This is a genomic window from Flavobacterium sp. 20NA77.7 (assembly GCF_031326205.1).
Lineage (GTDB): Bacteria > Bacteroidota > Bacteroidia > Flavobacteriales > Flavobacteriaceae > Flavobacterium > Flavobacterium nakdongensis.
In genome coordinates, this window is the sequence record NZ_CP133721.1 from 961270 (window position 1) to 981174 (window position 19905).

General features: G+C 32.7%; 19 protein-coding genes. 11 read left to right on the forward strand and 8 right to left on the reverse strand.

The genetic code is table 11. From position 1 onward, the window contains the following. Window positions 1-161: 161 nt before the first annotated feature. The 5 genes from RF683_RS04245 (at window position 162) to RF683_RS04265 (ending at window position 4996) form a co-directional block, all read left to right on the forward strand. On the forward strand, window positions 162-1001 hold the full coding sequence (locus RF683_RS04245; protein WP_309532954.1) for a 1,4-dihydroxy-2-naphthoyl-CoA synthase: 840 nt from the start codon (window positions 162-164) through the stop codon (window positions 999-1001). Window positions 1002-1071: 70 nt separating this feature from the next. Next, window positions 1072-1962: a 1,4-dihydroxy-2-naphthoate octaprenyltransferase gene (gene menA, locus RF683_RS04250; RefSeq protein ID WP_309532955.1), complete on the forward strand. Its 891-nt coding sequence runs from the start codon at window positions 1072-1074 to the stop codon at window positions 1960-1962. Window positions 1963-2000: 38 nt separating this feature from the next. Then, the gene (locus tag RF683_RS04255) at window positions 2001-2678 is read left to right on the forward strand and encodes a metal-dependent hydrolase (RefSeq protein WP_309532956.1); all 678 of its coding nucleotides are present in this window, start codon (window positions 2001-2003) and stop codon (window positions 2676-2678) included. 42 nt (window positions 2679-2720) lie between these two features. Next, window positions 2721-3917, forward strand: a complete 1197-nt coding sequence (locus tag RF683_RS04260; protein WP_309532957.1) for a tetratricopeptide repeat protein — start codon at window positions 2721-2723, stop codon at window positions 3915-3917. A gap of 35 nt (window positions 3918-3952) precedes the next feature. After that, window positions 3953-4996 (forward strand): o-succinylbenzoate synthase, encoded by a 1044-nt coding sequence (locus RF683_RS04265; RefSeq protein WP_309532958.1) that lies wholly within the window; start codon window positions 3953-3955, stop codon window positions 4994-4996. A 178-nt stretch (window positions 4997-5174) separates the two neighbouring features. Here RF683_RS04265 and RF683_RS04270 read toward each other — a convergent pair whose 3' ends face one another. After that, window positions 5175-5567: an SRPBCC family protein gene (locus tag RF683_RS04270; RefSeq protein ID WP_309532959.1), complete on the reverse strand. Its 393-nt coding sequence runs from the start codon at window positions 5565-5567 to the stop codon at window positions 5175-5177. A gap of 151 nt (window positions 5568-5718) precedes the next feature. Then, window positions 5719-6369, reverse strand: coding sequence for an orotate phosphoribosyltransferase (gene pyrE, locus RF683_RS04275; protein ID WP_309532960.1), 651 nt, complete (start codon window positions 6367-6369; stop codon window positions 5719-5721). A 7-nt stretch (window positions 6370-6376) separates the two neighbouring features. On the opposite strand from pyrE, the gene RF683_RS04280 reads away from it, so the two are divergent. Both RF683_RS04280 and RF683_RS04285 read left to right on the forward strand, forming a co-directional pair. Beyond that, window positions 6377-6976 carry an NUDIX hydrolase gene (locus RF683_RS04280; protein ID WP_309532961.1) on the forward strand — a complete coding sequence of 200 codons (600 nt, stop codon included), beginning with the start codon at window positions 6377-6379 and terminating at the stop codon, window positions 6974-6976. A 69-nt stretch (window positions 6977-7045) separates the two neighbouring features. Then, window positions 7046-7186 (forward strand): hypothetical protein, encoded by a 141-nt coding sequence (locus RF683_RS04285; RefSeq protein WP_309532962.1) that lies wholly within the window; start codon window positions 7046-7048, stop codon window positions 7184-7186. 64 nt (window positions 7187-7250) lie between these two features. Here RF683_RS04285 and RF683_RS04290 read toward each other — a convergent pair whose 3' ends face one another. Genes RF683_RS04290 through RF683_RS04300 form a run of 3 tightly spaced genes read right to left on the reverse strand, consistent with a single transcriptional unit; the run spans window position 7251 to window position 10431 of the window. Beyond that, complete coding sequence (locus tag RF683_RS04290) at window positions 7251-8963, reverse strand: M14 family metallopeptidase (protein ID WP_309532963.1); 1713 nt, start codon at window positions 8961-8963, stop codon at window positions 7251-7253. 4 nt (window positions 8964-8967) lie between these two features. Continuing rightward, window positions 8968-9423, reverse strand: coding sequence for a pantetheine-phosphate adenylyltransferase (gene coaD, locus RF683_RS04295; RefSeq protein ID WP_309532964.1), 456 nt, complete (start codon window positions 9421-9423; stop codon window positions 8968-8970). Between the two features lie 18 nt (window positions 9424-9441). After that, entirely contained in the window at window positions 9442-10431 is a 990-nt protein-coding gene (locus RF683_RS04300) for a D-alanine--D-alanine ligase (protein ID WP_309532965.1), read from the reverse strand. Between the two features lie 146 nt (window positions 10432-10577). Between RF683_RS04300 and RF683_RS04305 the strand changes: the two genes are divergently transcribed. Continuing rightward, window positions 10578-11183 carry a PASTA domain-containing protein gene (locus RF683_RS04305; RefSeq protein WP_309532966.1) on the forward strand — a complete coding sequence of 202 codons (606 nt, stop codon included), beginning with the start codon at window positions 10578-10580 and terminating at the stop codon, window positions 11181-11183. Between the two features lie 2 nt (window positions 11184-11185). Beyond that, the gene (locus tag RF683_RS04310; RefSeq protein WP_309533149.1) at window positions 11186-12223 is read left to right on the forward strand and encodes an RluA family pseudouridine synthase; all 1038 of its coding nucleotides are present in this window, start codon (window positions 11186-11188) and stop codon (window positions 12221-12223) included. Here RF683_RS04310 and RF683_RS04315 read toward each other — a convergent pair whose 3' ends face one another. After that, window positions 12224-12985 carry a phosphatase PAP2 family protein gene (locus RF683_RS04315; protein WP_309532967.1) on the reverse strand — a complete coding sequence of 254 codons (762 nt, stop codon included), beginning with the start codon at window positions 12983-12985 and terminating at the stop codon, window positions 12224-12226. Window positions 12986-13152: 167 nt separating this feature from the next. Here RF683_RS04315 and RF683_RS04320 point away from each other — a divergent pair, with 167 nt between their 5' ends. After that, complete coding sequence (locus tag RF683_RS04320) at window positions 13153-16599, forward strand: methylmalonyl-CoA mutase family protein (RefSeq protein WP_309532968.1); 3447 nt, start codon at window positions 13153-13155, stop codon at window positions 16597-16599. Window positions 16600-16604: 5 nt separating this feature from the next. Here the strand turns inward: RF683_RS04320 and meaB are convergent, their stop codons facing one another. Beyond that, entirely contained in the window at window positions 16605-17690 is a 1086-nt protein-coding gene (gene meaB / locus RF683_RS04325) for a methylmalonyl Co-A mutase-associated GTPase MeaB (RefSeq protein WP_309532969.1), read from the reverse strand. A 107-nt stretch (window positions 17691-17797) separates the two neighbouring features. Here meaB and RF683_RS04330 point away from each other — a divergent pair, with 107 nt between their 5' ends. Then, window positions 17798-19198: an FAD-binding oxidoreductase gene (locus tag RF683_RS04330; protein ID WP_309532970.1), complete on the forward strand. Its 1401-nt coding sequence runs from the start codon at window positions 17798-17800 to the stop codon at window positions 19196-19198. Window positions 19199-19232: 34 nt separating this feature from the next. Here the strand turns inward: RF683_RS04330 and RF683_RS04335 are convergent, their stop codons facing one another. Further along, window positions 19233-19805 (reverse strand): hypothetical protein, encoded by a 573-nt coding sequence (locus tag RF683_RS04335; RefSeq protein ID WP_309532971.1) that lies wholly within the window; start codon window positions 19803-19805, stop codon window positions 19233-19235. Window positions 19806-19905: the final 100 nt, after the last annotated feature.

Sequence of the window (19905 nt, forward strand, 5' to 3'; positions counted from 1 at the left end):
ATATCTTTTTTTTTCGGAGAAATAAATAGTACATTAAATTTATTATCACAACTTATTAACCATTTTTATATAAGGTGTTTCATTCAGTTTTGTTTTTTAATGTCTTAAAATTAAACTAAATTTGTAACAGAAAAATTAAATCTCAGTAAAATAATTCATTTATGAGTACGATAGCATGGAAAACAGTCAAAGAATTTGACGACATAACCTATAAAAAATGTAATGGTGTAGCCCGAATTGCTTTCAATAGACCCGATGTTAGAAATGCATTCAGACCCAAAACTACTTCAGAATTATTAGATGCTTTTAAAGACGCACACGAAGATACATCTATAGGTGTGGTTTTATTGTCAGCAGAAGGCCCTTCTACTAAAGACGGTATATGGTCTTTTTGTAGTGGTGGTGATCAAAAAGCAAGAGGAAAGCAAGGTTACGTTGGCGAAGATGGTTACCATCGTTTAAATATTTTAGAAGTTCAACGTTTAATTCGTTTTATGCCAAAGGCAGTTATTGCGGTTGTTCCGGGTTGGGCTGTTGGTGGAGGTCATTCCTTACATGTGGTTTGTGATTTAACGTTAGCCAGTAAAGAACATGCTATTTTTAAACAAACAGATGCAGATGTAACTAGTTTTGATGGCGGCTATGGTTCGGCGTATTTAGCTAAAATGGTAGGGCAAAAGAAAGCAAGAGAAATTTTCTTTTTAGGAAGAAATTACTCGGCACAAGAAGCTTATGAAATGGGTATGGTAAACGCTGTTATTCCTCATGAGGAACTAGAAAACACAGCGTATGAATGGGCGCAAGAGATTTTGGCTAAATCACCTATTTCTATTAAGATGTTAAAATTTGCAATGAATTTAACCGATGATGGTATGGTGGGGCAGCAAGTTTTTGCAGGTGAAGCAACTCGTTTGGCTTATATGAGTGATGAAGCAATTGAAGGCAGAAATGCCTTTTTGGAAAAACGTAAACCTAATTTTGAGAAAAAGTATATTCCATAAGTGGTAATGGATGATAAGTGATGGGTAATTGGTTAAAGATAAAATAAAACCTGAAACAAAAATAATAAAAATGAAAAACTGGATTCAAGCGGCACGATTGCGAACATTGCCTCTTTCAATTTCTGGAATTATTGTTGGCAGCGCTTATGCGTATTACCAAAACCAATTTGACTGGAAAATTTTTGTTTTAGCAGTAGCGACTACATTATCCTTTCAAATTTTATCCAATTTTGCAAATGATTATGGCGATGGGATAAAGGGGACTGATGAAAATAGAATAGGCGAAAAGCGTTTAGTGGCTTCTGGAGAAGTTTCGGCTTTACAAATGAAAAAAGCAGTTCAAATTATGGGTATAGTGTCATTCGTTTTTGCTTTGGTACTCATTTATATTTCTTTTGGTAAAGCTAATTTTTTATATTCTTTAGTGTTTTTACTTCTTGGAATTGCTTCAATTGTTGCGGCTATAAAATATACAGTGGGTAAAAAAGCCTATGGATATAGTGGTTTGGGTGATGTTTTTGTTTTTATTTTTTTTGGCTTAGTAGCTGTTTTAGGAAGTAATTTTTTATATACTAAAACATTAGATTGGAGATTAACGTTACCCGCAGTTTCTATTGGGTTACTTGCCACAGCGGTACTCAATTTAAATAACATGCGCGATATTGAAAACGATAAAAAAGCAGGTAAAAATACGTTGGTAGTTAAAATGGGATTAAAATGGGCAAAGACGTATCAAGAAGTAATTTTAGCATCTGGAATGGTTTGTTTCATGGTTTTTGCTCTATTGCTTAACACTTCTCTTACTCCTGTATTGATTGTTAATATACCAATAATTAAACATATGGGTAAAGTTCGAAAAGCTGAAAAATATGAAGATTTTGAACCCGAACTCAAAAAAGTAGCCTTAAGCACTTTTGCATTAAGTATTTTATTTTGGATAACTATAGTCTTTCTGAACTAATTACTTTTTAATAATCACTTTTTACTAAAATAAAAACTATGAAAATAACATTTTACGGACATGCATGTGTTGGAATTCAAGTAAACGGCGTACATATTTTAGTTGATCCCTTTATTACAGGAAATCCTAAAGCGACGCAAATCGATAGTAATACCTTAGAAGCCGATTATATTTTGGTTACACATGCGCATCAAGATCATATTTTAGATGTTGAAGCCATTGCAAAACGCACAGACGCAGTCATCGTTTCAAATTATGAAATTGCCTCTTATTTTGGTAACAAAGGATTAAATTACCATCCAATGAATCATGGCGGAAGTTGGGAATTTGAATTTGGTACGGTAAAATATGTCAATGCTATTCATACTTCATCTTTTCCTGATGGAAGTTACGGCGGGCAACCGGGTGGATTTGTAATTGAAGGTGAGCATAAAAACATTTATATTGCAGGAGATACAGCATTAAGTATGGATATGAAATTAATTCCTTTGCGCACGCAATTAGATTTAGCCGTTTTGCCGATAGGAAATAATTTCACAATGGGTGTTGATGACGCTATTATTGCTTCTGATTTTGTGGCTTGTGACAAAGTATTAGGGTATCACTTTGATACTTTTGGATACATTGAAATTTCTCATGAAGAAGCCAAACGTAAGTTCTTTGAGAAAGGAAAAGATTTAATGCTATTAGCAATTGGTGAAAGCATTGATTTATAACTATTGGTACCAAATTTGCTAATACACATTAAAACTATTTACATGATTAATAAGCTAGTTGCACTATTATTTTTAACTGCCTTTTTTTCCTACGCTCAGCAAGATGGGTTTTGGGATAAAGAACGTGCATTTACAAAAGAAATTAAACTTGGTTCAGGAAACCGAGTAGTAGTTAAAATTGATGATTTACCTGAAGGAGCATCAGAATTTGTGTATCGCATTAGTTTGATAGATGAAAATAGCAAAATAACCAACAGTTTAGCCTCTGTTTTAAAAATGATTCCCGATCCCACAGGAATAAGCCAAGGAACAGCAGGTGCAATAACGTTAACCAATTCATTTTCTGGTGATGATACGTGTTTGTTTGGTATTTTTACATCTGAAAAAAGCAGCAATCAATTTTTAGTCGATGGTAAGTTTGATAAAGCTTGTTATGCCATTAAAGAGCCCGTTAACAAAGACAGTAAGGTAATTTCCATTAAAAACACGAAATGTTTTGATAATGCACCCCATCTTTGGTTTGCTTTCGAAAATAAAAATTGGGTATTATCAACTAAAATTGTTTTAGAGGTTGTGGCATGGGTTGATGTTAAAGCAAGTCGTGGTTGGAATTTAGAAACAAAAAAAGAACTAATTTCAATTGGAAAAAAACTAGAATGGTACAAAAAATCGCCAAATCAAGATGTCTTTTTAGCACAATTCATTACAATTTTTACAGAAAAATATAAATTTTCAGAGTTTCAACAATTAATACCTATTGAAAAAATAAAAGCAATAAAGGAAGTTCAGGAAATTGCTTTAAAGAAATCGAATCAATATGAAAGTTATTTGAATACCATTCGAGTAGATGCAGTTAAGTTGTACAATGAAAATAAAGTAGATAAAGCGATTTCAAAAATTCATGATGAAATTATTTTTAATAAAGCTGCTACTGCTGTCGATTATGGTTTATTGGGGCATTTTTATTTGTTTTCAAAACAATTTACTAAAGCAGAGGAATATTTAAATAAAGCGATAGCATTAGAAAAAACAGATTTAACACATCAGTTAAATTTAGCGCATGTGTATGTATTTACAGACCGTGTCTCGGAGGCAAAAGACATACATAATCAATTTAAAACACAAAATATAACTTCACAAGTAAGTTGGGTAAATCAAACTAAATCTGATTTTTCTGAATTTGAAAAGAAAGGTTTTCCAACGGCTAATTTTAAAAAAATAATACGAATTCTTGAATAAATAGCAATAACAATGGCAATAGCAATGCAATAGTAATGAAAGCAACCTACAGAAAACACATTTTGCAGTTTAAAAGACCAAGTGGCACCTCGCGGGGTGTTATGACTGAAAAAGAAACATGGTTTTTGATTCTCGAGGCTAACGGCAAAAGAGGTATAGGGGAGTGTGGCTTGTTGCGTGGCTTGTCTATTGACGATCGCCCAGAGTATGAAGAAAAACTACAATGGGTTTGTGAAAATATTCATTTAGGAAAAGACAGCCTTTGGGAAGCCTTAAAAGAATTTCCTTCGATTCAATTTGGGGTAGAAATGGCATTTTTATCTTTAGAAAGTGAAACACCGTTTCTTTTGTTTCCGTCTGCGTTTACAAAGGGTGAACAAGCTATTTCTATAAATGGTTTGGTGTGGATGGGTGAGCCTGAATTCATGAAAACACAAATTGAAGAAAAATTATCTGACGGATTTAAATGTATAAAATTGAAAATAGGGGCCATAGATTTTCAACAGGAGTTAGATTTATTGGCTTTTATTCGATCCCATTTTGATGAAAAAATCATAGAGTTACGTGTAGATGCAAACGGAGCTTTTACTGAAAGTGAAGCGTTACATAAGCTGAATCAATTAGCTGTATATAAATTACATAGCATAGAACAGCCCATTCAAAAAGGTCAAGAAAAAATAATGGCTAAGCTGTGTAAACAAACCCCTTTTCCTATTGCTTTAGATGAAGAGTTAATAGGTGTTTTTGAGTATGACGAAAAAGTAAAATTATTAGACACTATTCAACCCCATTATATTATTTTGAAGCCTAGTTTGATAGGAGGGATAAAAGGTAGTTTAGAATGGATAGCGCTAGCTGAAGAACGAAACATAGGTTGGTGGATTACTTCTGCGTTAGAAAGTAATATAGGTTTAAATGCTATTGCACAATTTACGTTTACCTTAAATAATATGATGCCTCAAGGTTTAGGAACGGGTGGATTGTACACTAATAATTTTACATGTCCTTTAGTCATAAAACAAGGACAATTATGGTATGATTTCAGTGAGATATGGGAGGTTGATCAATTAGCATTTTAGTAAATCTTTTTTACTACTCCGTGATTCTTTGTGTTTTCTTAGTGTAACTTTGTGTTATAAATTATAAATTATAAATTACGATTTACGTTTTAGGAATTACAAATAAGTAATAACAAATTGGGAATTACGAAATTTTAAAATGCTTTATACAACTGAGTACAGAACACTGAAAGTAGGTTTACAATTTATGCATATTACCCGCTAAGGTTTCAATGAAATTTGAAATAGGCCCTTTAACCATCATGGCCATCATGGCATTAAATTCACCTTCAAAAAATAATTGTACGGCACAAGATTCATCTGTTAAGGTATCAATTGTAGCGGTTAATGAAAAAGGTAATTTATCACTTGCAGCACCTAATTTTACTAACGAATTTGGCGTTTGTTCTTTTAAACGTAATTTTATTTCTGGCATGCCTTTTAATCCAAAAATAAAATCTGTAGGAGCTGTTACTTCAAATTTTGCAATGTTTTCAGGCATTAATTTTTCATACTGTTTTACATCAATTAATGCATTAAATATATATGATGCAGATTTTTCTACCGTTACTTTTTTACTTTCTAAATTCATGTTTTTTTTGTTAGATGTTAGATGTTCGTTGTTCGTTGTTCGTTGTTCGTTGTTCGTTGTTGGGTTTATTTACCAATTACCCATTACCCTTTATTAGCTGTATCACAGAGTTTCACAAAGTTTCCACAAAAGACACAAAATTAAATATTAATTATCCATTATCAACTCCCCATTCAGCTGGATTAGCATTCCAAGCTTGCAATGTTTCTAATTCATTTTCAGATACGTATTTTTTATCTATCGCTTTTTGGAGTAAGTTATCGTAATTACTTAATGTATAGACATCTAAATTAGCTTCTTTTATTTTCTCTTCAGAAATAGGAAACCCGTATGTAAATATAGCAGCCATTCCCTTAACAATTGCCCCTTCATTACGTAAAGCTTCAACAGCTAATAAGCTGCTTCCGCCTGTAGAAATCAAATCTTCTACTACAACTACGTTTTGTCCTTTTTGTAAAAAACCTTCAACTTGGTTTTGTCTGCCGTGTTTTTTTGGTTCAGGTCTTACGTAAACAAAAGGCAATCCCATGGCTTCGGCTACTAAAATTCCAATGCCAATAGCGCCTGTTGCTACACCTGCGATCACGTCTGGTTTGCCAAATTTCGCTTCAATTTGTTTCACGAATTCATCTCTTACATAATTTCTAACGGCTGGAAATGAAAGGATTACGCGGTTGTCGCAATAAATGGGTGACTTCCAACCAGAAGCCCATGTAAAAGGATTTTTAGAATTCAGTTTAATTGCGTTTATTTGTAAAAGCAATTCTGCGGTTTGCTGTGCTGTATTAGTATTAAATATCATAGTGCAAATGTATAAAGTTTTTGTGAACGACAAACCACTTTTTTTAACAAATAAGGTGGAGAAGGAGACAAATTTTAGAATTTATTTATTGGAAACAGTAAATATTAGAAAAGTGATTTCTGAACTATTTTTAAATAAAATAGATAGTGCGCTTTTGTATCATCCAGATGAAAAATTGATTTTAAAGACATTAAAATCAAAAATGCCTGTTGCTAAAGCGGGTGGAGGATTGGTGTACAATAAAAAAGGTGAGGTGTTGTTTATTTTTAGAAATGGTAAATGGGATTTGCCAAAAGGAGGTATTGAAAAAAATGAAGAAATTGAAGATACAGCTATCAGAGAAGTCGAAGAAGAAACTGGGGTAAAAGGCTTAAAAATTATAGATAAATTACAAAAAACGTATCACATTTTTAAACGTAACGGGCGCTATAAACTCAAAATTACATATTGGTTTAAAATGCAAACCAATTTTACAGGACCAACTTGTCCGCAAGAAAAAGAAGGCATCTCAAAAGCGGTTTGGTTAAAACCCTCAGAAATTGAAGCCGCTTTAGGAAATTCTTATGAAAATATTAAATTGTTGTTTGAAAGTGAGAAAGTGGTATAGTTTTTTTAGAAAAATGACAAATAAAGAAATTGAAAATGCAATTTCAAAAGTAGAAGGAATTGTGAAGGTATGACTGTCAATGAGCGACTTTATCATTCAGGTCTAATGGATGAATTTGATTTAGCCCTGAAGAACAACAAAGACAAAGCAAAATTAATTCTTGAACTTTTGAAAGTAGATAAATTATCAATTGATAAAATAGTAAAATAAGATATTTAATAAAATCAATATTCTTTACTCTATATTCTATATTCTATATTCTATATTCTATATTCTATTCCAAAACCCTATAAACAGGATATCGCATAAACTCTTTTTCAAAGTATTTTGAATGTTTGTACACCCAATATAATTGGTCGTTGCCATTTTCTGCGAAAGCTTTGTCGGTTTGTTTTTTTGTTTCGAATTCTTGTTTTAAAGTTGGGTTTTCCTCTAAAATTTGTTTGGCTACATCTTCAAAAACATAACTGGAATACCCTTCTTTTTGTTGCAAAATCGTATCGAAAAAATTCCAATTAAAATAGGAATCAACCGCTTCTGGTTCAAGGGTTTCTAATAAATATTTTATGCCTAATTGATTGGTTGAAATTTTATAGTCACCGGCTCTAAATTCCATTTTCTCTATATTTTTTGTTACGGTGGTATTATAATGTCCGTAATGCCCTTCGTACGCATTTTTTCCTGTTTGATAAGTGGCAATTGTATAGATTTCTACTTCAAAACTTTCATTTTGAGTAATAGGTGTCATTTCAATAGCGTTCAATTTTAATAATTCAATAATTTGCCATTGGCTTTGAGGCACCACATAATATTTCGGTATTGTCACAAATTTCGTTGGTTTATAGTTTCCGTAAAAAGGGATTTTCTTTGTAAATGGTTTATTTCTATCATAAAACAATCTGTCTTTTCCAGATAGTTCACTTGGTTTATAACCGCCTTCATATCCTTTAAAATCAATATAAGACACTTTTGTGGAATCAATTTCCCAATGCAATGGATATTGATTTCCAACTTTATATTCTTCTAAATTGGCTTTTCTTACTTGTTTTATTTTTTCCCAATTTGTATCAGTATAATTAATTGCTGTAACCATAAATTCATAAGTCGTTTTCACTCTATCTTTATATGGCTTTAACATATGTGTTTCAGGTACAAAACCTAAGGTATTAAATAAAGTAGTGTAACCAGTAGCATAACGTGGTGTATCGGTAAATTGTTCGTATCCTAAATCAGGTTTTGCACCGTGAATGTTGACATACGGAATCACGTCAATTTTCTTTTTCTGCATGTCTTTTACCATTTCTGGATACATTTCATTTTTGAAAAAGTTGCCTAATTTCTCACCTAATCGTTCGTGTTGTGTGGCAATACAAGTGAAAGTATATTGATAATCGGCGCCATTTGAAACATGATTATCTAAAAACACATCGGGTTGTACAAGATGAAATAAGGCTTGAAAACTTCTGGAATTTCGGGTGTCCGATTTAATAAAATCTCTATTTAAGTCATAGTTTCGGCCATTACCTCTAAAACCGTATGCTTCAGGACCATTCTGATTTGCTCGAGAATATGAATTTCTGTTCAGCATACCGTCAATATTGTATACAGGTATAGCAGCAACTAATGTGTTTTTTGGAATAGCAATTTTTTGTAAAGCTAAATCACGAAACAAAATCATAGTCGCATCAATACCATCAGGCTCGCCTGGGTGAATGCCGTTATTAATAAGTATTTTTGCTTTTTGCTTTGTATAGTCAAAATTTTTGGCAGCCGAAAACAAAATAAGATGCAATGGTTTGCCGCTGTCGGTAATTCCCATTTCCTGAAATGTAATGGTTTCAAATGCAGCATCTAATTTTTTATAAAAAGCAATGCATTCTTCATAGGTTGCAGATTGATTTCCATTTCCGTTTTCAAAAGTAGTATTCCAATTTTGTTGTGCGAAACAAAACGCAGTGCTTACAAAGCAAAAAAGGTATTTGAACATAATTTTATTTTTTTAATACTGAAGCAGGAACTAATCCAGAAATATCGCCACCATTTCTAAGCACATCTCTAACAATACTTGAAGATATAAATGAAGTTTTAGCAGCTGTAAGCAAGAAAACAGTTTCTATTTTAGATAAAGTTTGATTAGTATGTGCAATAGCTTTTTCAAATTCAAAATCTGCTGGATTTCTGAGTCCTCGTAAAATAAAATCAGCTTTTTCTTTTTTACATAAATCTATAGTTAAGCCAGAATATGTAATAACTTTTACTTTTGTTTCACCTTTAAATGCTTCTTCAATGAATTGTTTTCGGTCTTCCAAGTTAAACATGTATTTTTTATCAGCATTAACACCAATGGCTACAATTACTTCATCAAATAATGAAACGCCTCTTTTAATGATGTCAAAATGTCCGTTTGTTATAGGGTCAAAAGAACCTGGAAATACAGCTTTTTTCATTTTTAAATTCGTTAAATATTATTTTTCCCAAATGGGTTTTCTGTCCAAAGCTAATTTTATTTCATTATCTAATAAATCGGCAAAATTCATACCAGCAAATGCCGCTTGTTGCGGAAATATACTTTGTGGACTTAGCCCAGGATTGGTATTGATTTCAATAAAATGAGGAATACCATCCATAATGATGAAATCGGTTCTAGAAAATCCTTGCATCCCTAATGAATCATATACTTTAATAGCCGTTTCCTTGACAAGTTGTTCTACTTCAACTGAAATACGTGCAGGAGTTATTTCTTCAGATTTTCCTAAATATTTCGCTTCATAATCAAAAAAAGCATTTTTAGGTATTATTTCTGTAATTCCTAATACAGTTGTAACGCCTTTGTATTTTAAAACACCAACAGAAATTTCGGTTCCTTTTAAATAAGATTCCAATAAAATGTCTTTATCTTCCGCAAAAGCAAAAGCTAATGCTTTATCAAATTCGCTAGGGTTTTGTACCATAGATACACCTAAACTACTCCCAGATTGATTTGGTTTCACAAAAAAAGGTAAGCCCAATTCTGCCATTACATCATCAACATGAATAGGCATGCCTTCTGTTAAATAAATCGATTTTGCTCGTGGAATATTAAATTTACTTAGTACGGATAATGTATCGCGTTTATTAAACGTTAGACTGCTCTGATAGAAGTTGCAACCTGTATAGGGTAAATTTACAAGTTCCCAATAGGCTTGCATGTGTCCGTCTTCGCCAGGTGTACCATGAATCGTGTTTACTACTACATCAAAAGTTATTTTTTGGTCATCAATAGTAACTGAAAAATCGGCACGATTTATGTCGTATTTTTTATCATTTAAAAGCACATTCCAAGAATCGGATACTATATGTACTTCATAAATATGGTATTTGGTTTTATCAAGGTGATTTAAGATTAATTGGCCACTTCTCAAAGAAATGACTGATTCATCTGAATATCCGCCCATTACAACGGCTATGTTCCTCATACTATTCTAAATTTTGGTGTAACAAATTTATTATATTTTGTGGACTAGTAAACAATAAATTTGAAAATAAATTATTTTAGCGGTTCATACGTTAAAAAATAGTACAACAATAAAGAAAATCATTACTTTTGCTAAAATTTATTTCTATGAGTTTAAAAAGATTTTTAACCAGTTCTGCCTTTTTTAAAAATTTAGTTGTAGCACTAGTAATCGTAATCGTATTTTTATTTGCTATCGTTAAGTTTCTTGATTTTAGTACCAATCACGGGGAAGAAATAAACGTACCAGATATTACTAAAATGAAACTTGAAGTAGCAGAAGAAAAGTTAGATGAAGAGGGTTTAGAAGTTTTTTTATTAGACACGGTTGATTTTAAACCTGAATTTCCACCTTATACAATTGTTGAACAGGATCCACGTCCAGGTTCTAAAGTAAAAGATGGAAGAAAAATATATGTAAAATTAAACGCGGGTGGATTTTCAACCGTTACTTTACCTGATTTAATTAATAAAACGTTCCGTCAAGCCGCTAATACAATTAGAACATTAGGTTTACAAGAAGGAAAGTTAAAATACGTACCAAACATTGCTAAAGATGTCGTTTTAGAAATACATCAGAATGGTAAAAAATTAAAAGCAGGAGATAAAATACTTAAAAACTCTACCATTGATTTTGTATTAGGAGATGGAAAAGAATTGTTTTCAGATGAAAATGATTCGATTCCAAGTCAAGAACAAGATTCCATAGAATAATGATGCAAAATTTTGTTGAACCACAAGACTTTGATGATGACTTATATGAGCATCATCGGTTTGAAGTAGCTAAAGGGCAACAGACCTTAAGAATCGATAAGTTTTTAATGAATGTTATCGAAAATACAACCCGAAATAAAATTCAAAAAGCAGCAGATTCTGGTTTTATTTTTGTTAATGATATACCCGTAAAATCGAATTATAAGGTAAAACCGAATGATGTCGTTCGAGTGCTTTTAGAACATCCACCTTACGAACATTTATTAAAAGGTGAAAACATACCTATTGATATTGTTTATGAAGACGATCAAGTGCTTGTTGTGAATAAACCAGCGGGTATGGTTGTGCATCCAGGACACGGAAATTATTCAGGAACATTGGTTAATGCATTGGCTTATCATTTTGATAATTTACCCATGAACAGTAGTGAACGTCCAGGATTAGTTCACCGAATAGATAAAGATACTTCAGGATTATTAGTAGTGGCTAAAACAGAATTAGCAATGGCTCATTTAACCCAACAATTTGCTGATAAAACTTCAGAAAGAGAATATGTGGCTATTGTTTGGGGAAATATTGAAGAAGAGGAAGGTACTATAGAAGGAAATATAGATAGACACAATACAAATCGTATGCAAATGGCTGTTTTTCCTGATGGTGAAAAAGGGAAACCAGCCGTTACACATTATAAAGTTTTGGAACGTTTAGGTTATGTTACCGTGGTTTCCTGTCAATTAGAAACAGGTCGTACGCATCAAATTAGAGTGCATATGAAATACATCGGACACACACTTTTTAATGATGAGCGTTATGGGGGTGACCAAATTTTGAAAGGCACTACATTTACAAAATATAAACAGTTTGTTGAAAATTGTTTTAAAGTTTTACCACGACAAGCACTTCATGCGAAAACATTAGGTTTTGAACACCCAACAACAGGTGAGTTTTTACGTTTTACTTCGGAGATTCCTTCAGATATTCAAGTATGTATTGAAAAATGGCGTAATTACTCCAAAGCAGTTCAATTGAATGAAGAATAATTAATTTATATGGATTACCAATCCTAATCCTCCTTGTCTGCCATTGTAAAAAGGAGTAATCATAGTTGTTGTTTTGGAATTAGATTTGAATATTTTTTCTGTAATGAAAGGATGTATCCAATAGGCCATTTTTGTACTTAAAATACCTATTCCAGCTCCCATAACAACATCTGAAAACCAGTGTCTTTGATTGTACATTCTGAAAAAACCTGTAGCTGTAGCAACTGCATAGCCTGATATTCCATACCAAATATTAACATCCTTATATTCTTGATATAAAAATTCAGCTCCTGCAAAAGCATTTGCGGTATGACCTGAAGGAAAAGAGTTGTTAGCGCTTCCATCTGGACGTTCAATTTTTGTGACTGATTTTAAAGTTAAAACCGATGTTGAAAGGATTAAATAAGACGTTGCCAAAATGATACTTCTGTCTTTAAACTTATTTTTTCCTTGAATTCCTATTAAATTTAATCCGTATACAGTTGCAGCAGGTGTATATTGAAAAAAATCATCAATAGTTAATCGCTTGTCAATATGTTCAGCTAATTCTTCTTTCGTATCATAATTCAATGTTTTTAAATAATCACTTTCTAAAGATACTATACCATACGTAATAAATGCAGCGGGTACAACAAGCTGTTTATAATTAAATTTTAGATTTTTATCCTTTATAATTGTTAAGCTATCTTTTGATTTTAATACTTGCGAGAATATTAGTATTGGAGCTATAATCAAACCAATTAATATTGTTTTTTTATACATACTGATGGATTATTTTCTTTGCAAAGCAAGTTGTATTTGGGAGTTGTTTTTATATATTTCGTAGCAAAATTAAGTATAAAAAAGAAATTCCTAAAAAATACTTTTTGATTTCGCTTTTTTTTTAATTATTCCTTAAATTGCATCACTTTTTAAAGCAAAATCAGAACATGGAAAACGTACAACCCTACCAACCTAAAAACAAAGTTAGAATTGTAACCGCAGCTTCGTTATTTGACGGACATGATGCGGCAATCAATATCATGCGTAGAATTATTCAAGCAACAGGTGTTGAAGTAATTCATTTAGGACATGATAGAAGTGTAGAAGAAGTTGTAAATACGGCTATTCAAGAAGATGCAAATGCAATTGCAATGACTTCTTATCAAGGAGGGCATAACGAATACTTTAAATATATGTATGATTTGCTTCAAGAAAAAGGAGCAGGGCATATCAAAATATTTGGTGGTGGTGGAGGTGTAATTCTTCCTTCAGAAATTGAAGAGTTGCATGCGTATGGTATAACCAAAATTTATTCTCCAGACGATGGCCGTGCTATGGGGTTACAAGGCATGATTAATGACTTGGTTCAGAAAGCTGACAGCCCCCTAACCCCCGAAGGGGGAATGGTAGGAGCAAATCCTAGTGAGAATCAAAAAAGATTAGAAGAAAAAAATGTAAATACAATTTCTCGTTTAATATCATTAGCCGAAAATTATCCAGATGATTTTCATAAGCTATTTCAAGCACCCCTTTCGGGGGCGGGGGTGGCTTCAGTCCCAGTTTTGGGAATTACGGGAACAGGAGGTGCAGGAAAATCCTCTTTAGTGGATGAATTAGTACGTCGTTTCTTAATTGATTTCCCAGAAAAAACGATTGGTTTAATTTCAGTTGATCCATCAAAACGTAAAACAGGTGGTGCGTTATTAGGTGACAGAATACGTATGAATGCGATTAATAACTCTCGCGTTTATATGCGTTCGTTAGCTACGCGTCAGTCTAATTTAGCATTATCGAAATATGTAGCAGAAGCCATTCAAGTGTTAAAAGCTGCTAAATATGATTTAATCATTCTAGAAACATCAGGAATTGGGCAATCGGACACAGAAATCCTTGATCATTCAGATGTTTCATTGTATGTAATGACACCTGAATTTGGTGCTGCAACACAATTAGAGAAAATCGATATGTTAGATTTTGCGGATTTAGTAGCTTTGAATAAATTTGACAAACGAGGTGCTTTAGATGCCATTCGTGATGTAAAAAAACAATACCAACGCAATCATAATCTCTGGGATGTTGATGCAGATACCATGCCTGTTTTTGGAACTATAGCTTCACAATTTAATGATCCAGGAATGAATACCTTATACAAGGCTATAATGGACAAAATCGTGGAAAAAACCGCTGGAAATTTAAAATCTACATTTGAAATTACGCGTGAAATGAGTGAGAAAATTTACGTAATTCCTCCTCACAGAACACGTTATTTATCTGAAATTGCAGAAAATAATAGAAAATACGACGAAACCGCTTTAACGCAAGTAGAAGTAGCTCAAAAATTATATGGTATTTTTAAAACTATTGAGTCGGTTAATGGTAATTTACCTCAAATTGACAAGGCTGGAATTATTGAAAGCTCTTTAAAAATAAATGATACTAATGAAGATTTTTTAAGATTATTATTGAAAGAATTTGACCGAGTAAAAATGAATTTAGATCCTTACAATTGGGAAATTCTTTTGACTTGGGAAGAAAAAGTCAATAAATATAAAAATCCTGTATATTCGTTTAAAGTTCGTGATAAAGAAATTAAAATAGATACACATACTGAATCTCTTTCACATTCTCAAATTCCAAAAGTAGCATTGCCAAAATACCAAGCTTGGGGCGATATTTTAAAATGGAATTTACAAGAAAATGTTCCTGGGGAATTTCCTTTTGCATCAGGACTATATCCATTTAAACGTGAAGGTGAAGATCCAACGCGAATGTTTGCAGGAGAAGGAGGGCCAGAACGAACGAACCGTCGTTTTCATTATGTGTCTTTGGGAATGCCTGCAAAACGTCTATCAACAGCATTCGACTCGGTAACCCTTTACGGAAATGACCCAGACCATAGACCTGATATTTATGGTAAAATTGGAAATGCTGGGGTTTCGATTTGTTGTTTAGATGACGCAAAAAAATTATACTCAGGTTTCGATTTGAGTCACCAAGCCACTTCAGTTTCTATGACAATTAATGGTCCAGCACCAATGTTGTTAGGTTTCTTCATGAATGCAGCAATTGATCAAAATTGTGAAAAATATATCAAAGAAAACGGTTTAGAATACGAAGTTGAGAAAAAGAAAATAGAATTGTATGATAAACAAGGCTTAGAGCGTCCAAGATATAATGGTGAATTGCCTGAAGGAAATAATGGATTAGGGCTGTTATTATTAGGTGTAACTGGTGATCAAGTTTTACCAGCCGACGTATATACAAAAATAAAAGCTGAAACGTTAGCACAAGTTCGTGGCACCGTTCAAGCGGATATTTTAAAAGAAGATCAAGCACAAAACACCTGTATTTTCTCTACCGAGTTCGCTTTGCGTTTGATGGGTGATGTACAAGAATATTTTATTAAGCAAAATGTACGTAACTTCTATTCCGTATCGATTTCTGGTTATCATATAGCAGAAGCAGGAGCAAATCCAATCACTCAATTAGCATTTACCTTGGCTAATGGTTTCACTTATGTGGAATATTATTTGAGTAGAGGAATGAATATCAATGATTTTGGTCCGAATTTATCGTTCTTCTTTTCAAACGGAATTGACCCTGAATATGCGGTTATTGGTCGTGTAGCACGAAAAATTTGGGCAAAAGCCATGAAAAATAAATATGGAGCTAATGAAAGAGCACAAATGTTGAAATACCATATTCAAACTTCAGGACGTTCATTACATGCACAAGAAATTGATTTCAACGATATTCGTACGACTTTACAAGCTTTATATGCCATTTACGACAACTGTAATTCTTTACATACCAATGCGTATGACGAGGCTATTACTACACCTACAGAAGAATCTGTGCGTCGTGCTATGGCTATTCAGCTAATTATCAATAAAGAATTAGGATTAGCTAAAAATGAAAACCCAATACAAGGTTCGTTTATTATTGAAGAATTAACGGATTTAGTTGAGCAAGCCGTTTTAGCTGAATTTGATAGAATTACAGAAAGAGGAGGGGTATTAGGTGCTATGGAAACCATGTATCAACGTTCTAAAATTCAAGAAGAATCATTGTATTATGAAACATTAAAACATACGGGCGAATTTCCTATAATTGGTGTAAATACATTTTTGAGTTCGAAAGGTTCGCCAACGATTGTTCCTGCTGAAGTAATACGTGCAACGGAAGAAGAAAAACAATTTCAAATTCAAACGTTAACGAATTTACACAAGACAAAAGTAACAGAAATTACTCAACATATAGAGGCAATACAAAGCGCTGCTATTGCAAATCAAAATATTTTTGAAAAATTGATGGATGCCGCTAAAGTATGTTCATTAGGACAAATTACGAGTGCATTATTTGAAGTGGGAGGGCAATACCGACGCAATATGTAGTATTCTTATTTGTTTTTATACAAATCTAAAAGTGTAATTGCACCTACAAAAGGTGAAATTTCGTGTTGCGCCACTTTGTGTTTGATTTCTTCCAGATGAGTGGCAACGTTTGGATGCTGATAAAATTGGCCTTTTAATTGCTCATTTATTGTTTCAAGCATCCAATATTGGTTTTGTTCTTCGCGTTTGTGATTAAAAAAATGGTTGCTTTTTGTGTAAGTGATATACTCCATTATGAGTTGCCAAATTTCAGAAATTCCGTCTTTTGTTAATGCGCTACAAGTTGTAACTTGAGGTTGCCACCCCGATGGTTTTGGTGGAAAAAAATGTAAAGCACGATTAAATTCGACTTTAGCTAAAAATGCTTTTTTTACATTGTCACCATCAGCTTTATTAATAACTACCGCATCTGCCATTTCCATGATGCCTCGTTTAATTCCTTGTAATTCATCACCCGCTCCTGCAATTTTTAATAAAAGGAAGAAATCTACCATACTATGAACAGCTGTTTCACTTTGGCCTACACCTACGGTTTCAATAATTATAGTGTCAAAACCACAGGCTTCACACAAAATTATTGCCTCTCTAGTTTTTCTTGCTACACCACCTAAACTAGCACCAGAAGCACTCGGTCTAATAAAGGCATGTTCATCTTTAACTAATTCTTCCATGCGTGTTTTATCGCCTAGTATACTTCCATGAGAAACTGAACTACTTGGGTCGATGGCTAAAATTGCAACTTTTTTTCCTAATGAGGTTAAGTGTTTGCCAAAAGCTTCAATAAAAGTGCTTTTTCCTACGCCAGGTACGCCAGTAATTCCTATACGGATAGACTGATTTGCATAAGGCAAGCAACCTTTTATGACTTCATTTGCTTTAGGTAAATGTTCTGGATTTGTACTTTCAATTAAAGTAATCGCTCGGCTCAAAGCTACTTTATCACCTGCAAGAATTTTTGCAATTAATTCGCTTTCAGACAGCTTGTGTTTCCTGCGTTCTTGAATTTCTTTGGCAACTTTATTACTCAAAAAATCAGTAGCAGAAACACCTGCTACTTCATTTAATGCCGATATGTTTTTTTTTGGTGCCAAAAACAAATATTTTTGTAAAAATAGTAATTTATTATTTACTTTTGAACTTATTCCTGTATTTGGTTTTTTAATTAATTGAATGCGTTTCAGGACTTATTATGTGATTTATGATTAATACAAACACCTTACTATTACAAAACTTACAACAAATTGTTGGTCATGAATTTGTTTTTTATGATACCGATACGTTACTTCAATACGGTCATGATGAAACGGAAGATTATTCCTTTCCACCAAATTTTTTAGTGAAACCGAGAACTACACAAGAAATTGCTGCCATTGTAAAATTGGCAAATGAATATGCTATTCCGCTTGTGCCCATTGGTGGACAAACAGGGTTGAGTGGAGGAGCTTTAGCAATTCATGGAGGTATTGGTTTGTCTATGGAACGATTAAATAAAATTCTTCATGTAGATGAAAATAATTTACAAGTTACAACTGAACCTGCTGTCATTACTCAAGTGCTTCGAGACGCAGTTGCAGAAAAAGGATTGTTTTATCCTGTAGATCCAAGTAGTATGGGAAGTTGTTTTATTGGAGGAAATATCGCTGAAAATTCGGGAGGAGCAAGAGCGGTTAAATATGGTGTTACAAAAGATTATGTACTTAATTTAGAAGTTGTTTTGCCTACGGGTGAAATTATTTGGACAGGAGCCAATACATTAAAAAATTCAACGGGTTATAATTTAACTCAATTAATGGTAGGGAGTGAAGGTACGTTGGGTATAGTTACCAAAATAGTATTGAAGCTTTTACCTTTAAATAAGTATAACATGTTATTATTAGTCCCTTTTTATAAAGCAGAAGAAGCTTGTGAGGCTGTATCGGCTATATTTAGAGCGGGTATTGTGCCGAGTGCTTTAGAATTTATGGAACGCGATGCAATTGATTGGGCAGTAAAATATATTGAGGGAATAAGTATTGTTATTCAACCTGAACATCAAGCGCATTTGCTTATAGAAGTAGATGGAAATTATCCAGAGATATTAATGCTTGAGGCTGAAAAAATACTTGAAGTAGTTGAACAATTTTCTATCGACGAGGTGTTGTTTGCTGATACCGAAGAACAAAAAAATGCCATATGGAAAATGCGAAGAGGTGTCGCTGAGGCTGTTAAAGCAAATTCTATATATAAAGAAGAAGACACTGTTGTACCTAGATATGAATTGCCTAAATTATTGAAAGGTATAAAAAAAATTGGTGCAAAATATGGCTTTCAATCTGTGTGTTATGGACATGCAGGAGATGGAAATTTACATGTAAATATTATTAAAGGAACACTTTCAGATACTGCTTGGCAAAATGAAGTACCGAAAGGAATTAAAGAAATTTTTGAATTGACCGTAGCTTTAAAAGGTACAATTTCTGGCGAACATGGGATTGGGTATGTACAAAAAAACTACTTACCCATAGCTATGCAACCTAAACAAATAGATGTTTTAAGAAATATTAAAAAAGTATTTGATCCCAAAAACATTTTAAATCCAGGTAAAATTTTACCAGACTAAAAAAAAATGATTCCCAAAAGGAATCATTTTTTTTTTAATTTAAGCCAAGTTGTTTTATAATATCTTCACTTAATAACATACTCAACATGGCTTTATCCTTTTCTAAGGTAATGAATTTCCATATGTTTTTTGTTGAATCATCTGCAACAGCCAAAACATCAACACGCAAAGTAGCATAAAATGATTTTGTTTTGTCATCATACGTCACATCTGATGCACCTGTGTTTTCTTTTAACATATCTACAATCATCTCTTCTGAACCTGCAATGTCAGTTTTAAATGATAACTTCATTTTATTATTATGACTAAACTTGCAAAATACTTGCTTGTCAATTTTTTTTATTTCCCCAAAACTAAATTTTGGATCAATTTTTTCTAATTTGATACTCATTTGATCATTTTCAAACATATTTGTCATCATTTCCAGCATTTGGTCTTTTGATGCTATGTCGAATACTTTAGGATAGGTAAAATCCATCATTTTTTCAAAATCTAATGATATCGAATAATCTAACATTTTTTGAGATTCAGATTTTAATGATGCTAAGTCTTGAGCAAAACCAATAATACTTAATAAAGTAATTAATAATGTAAATTTAAATTTCATGGGTAAAAAAATTAAGTTAGTATTTGACTTATTCTAGATTTTGCATCAAAATTGTAGATGAAAAAAAGAAAAACCAGATAAATATTTTGTGAATATACAA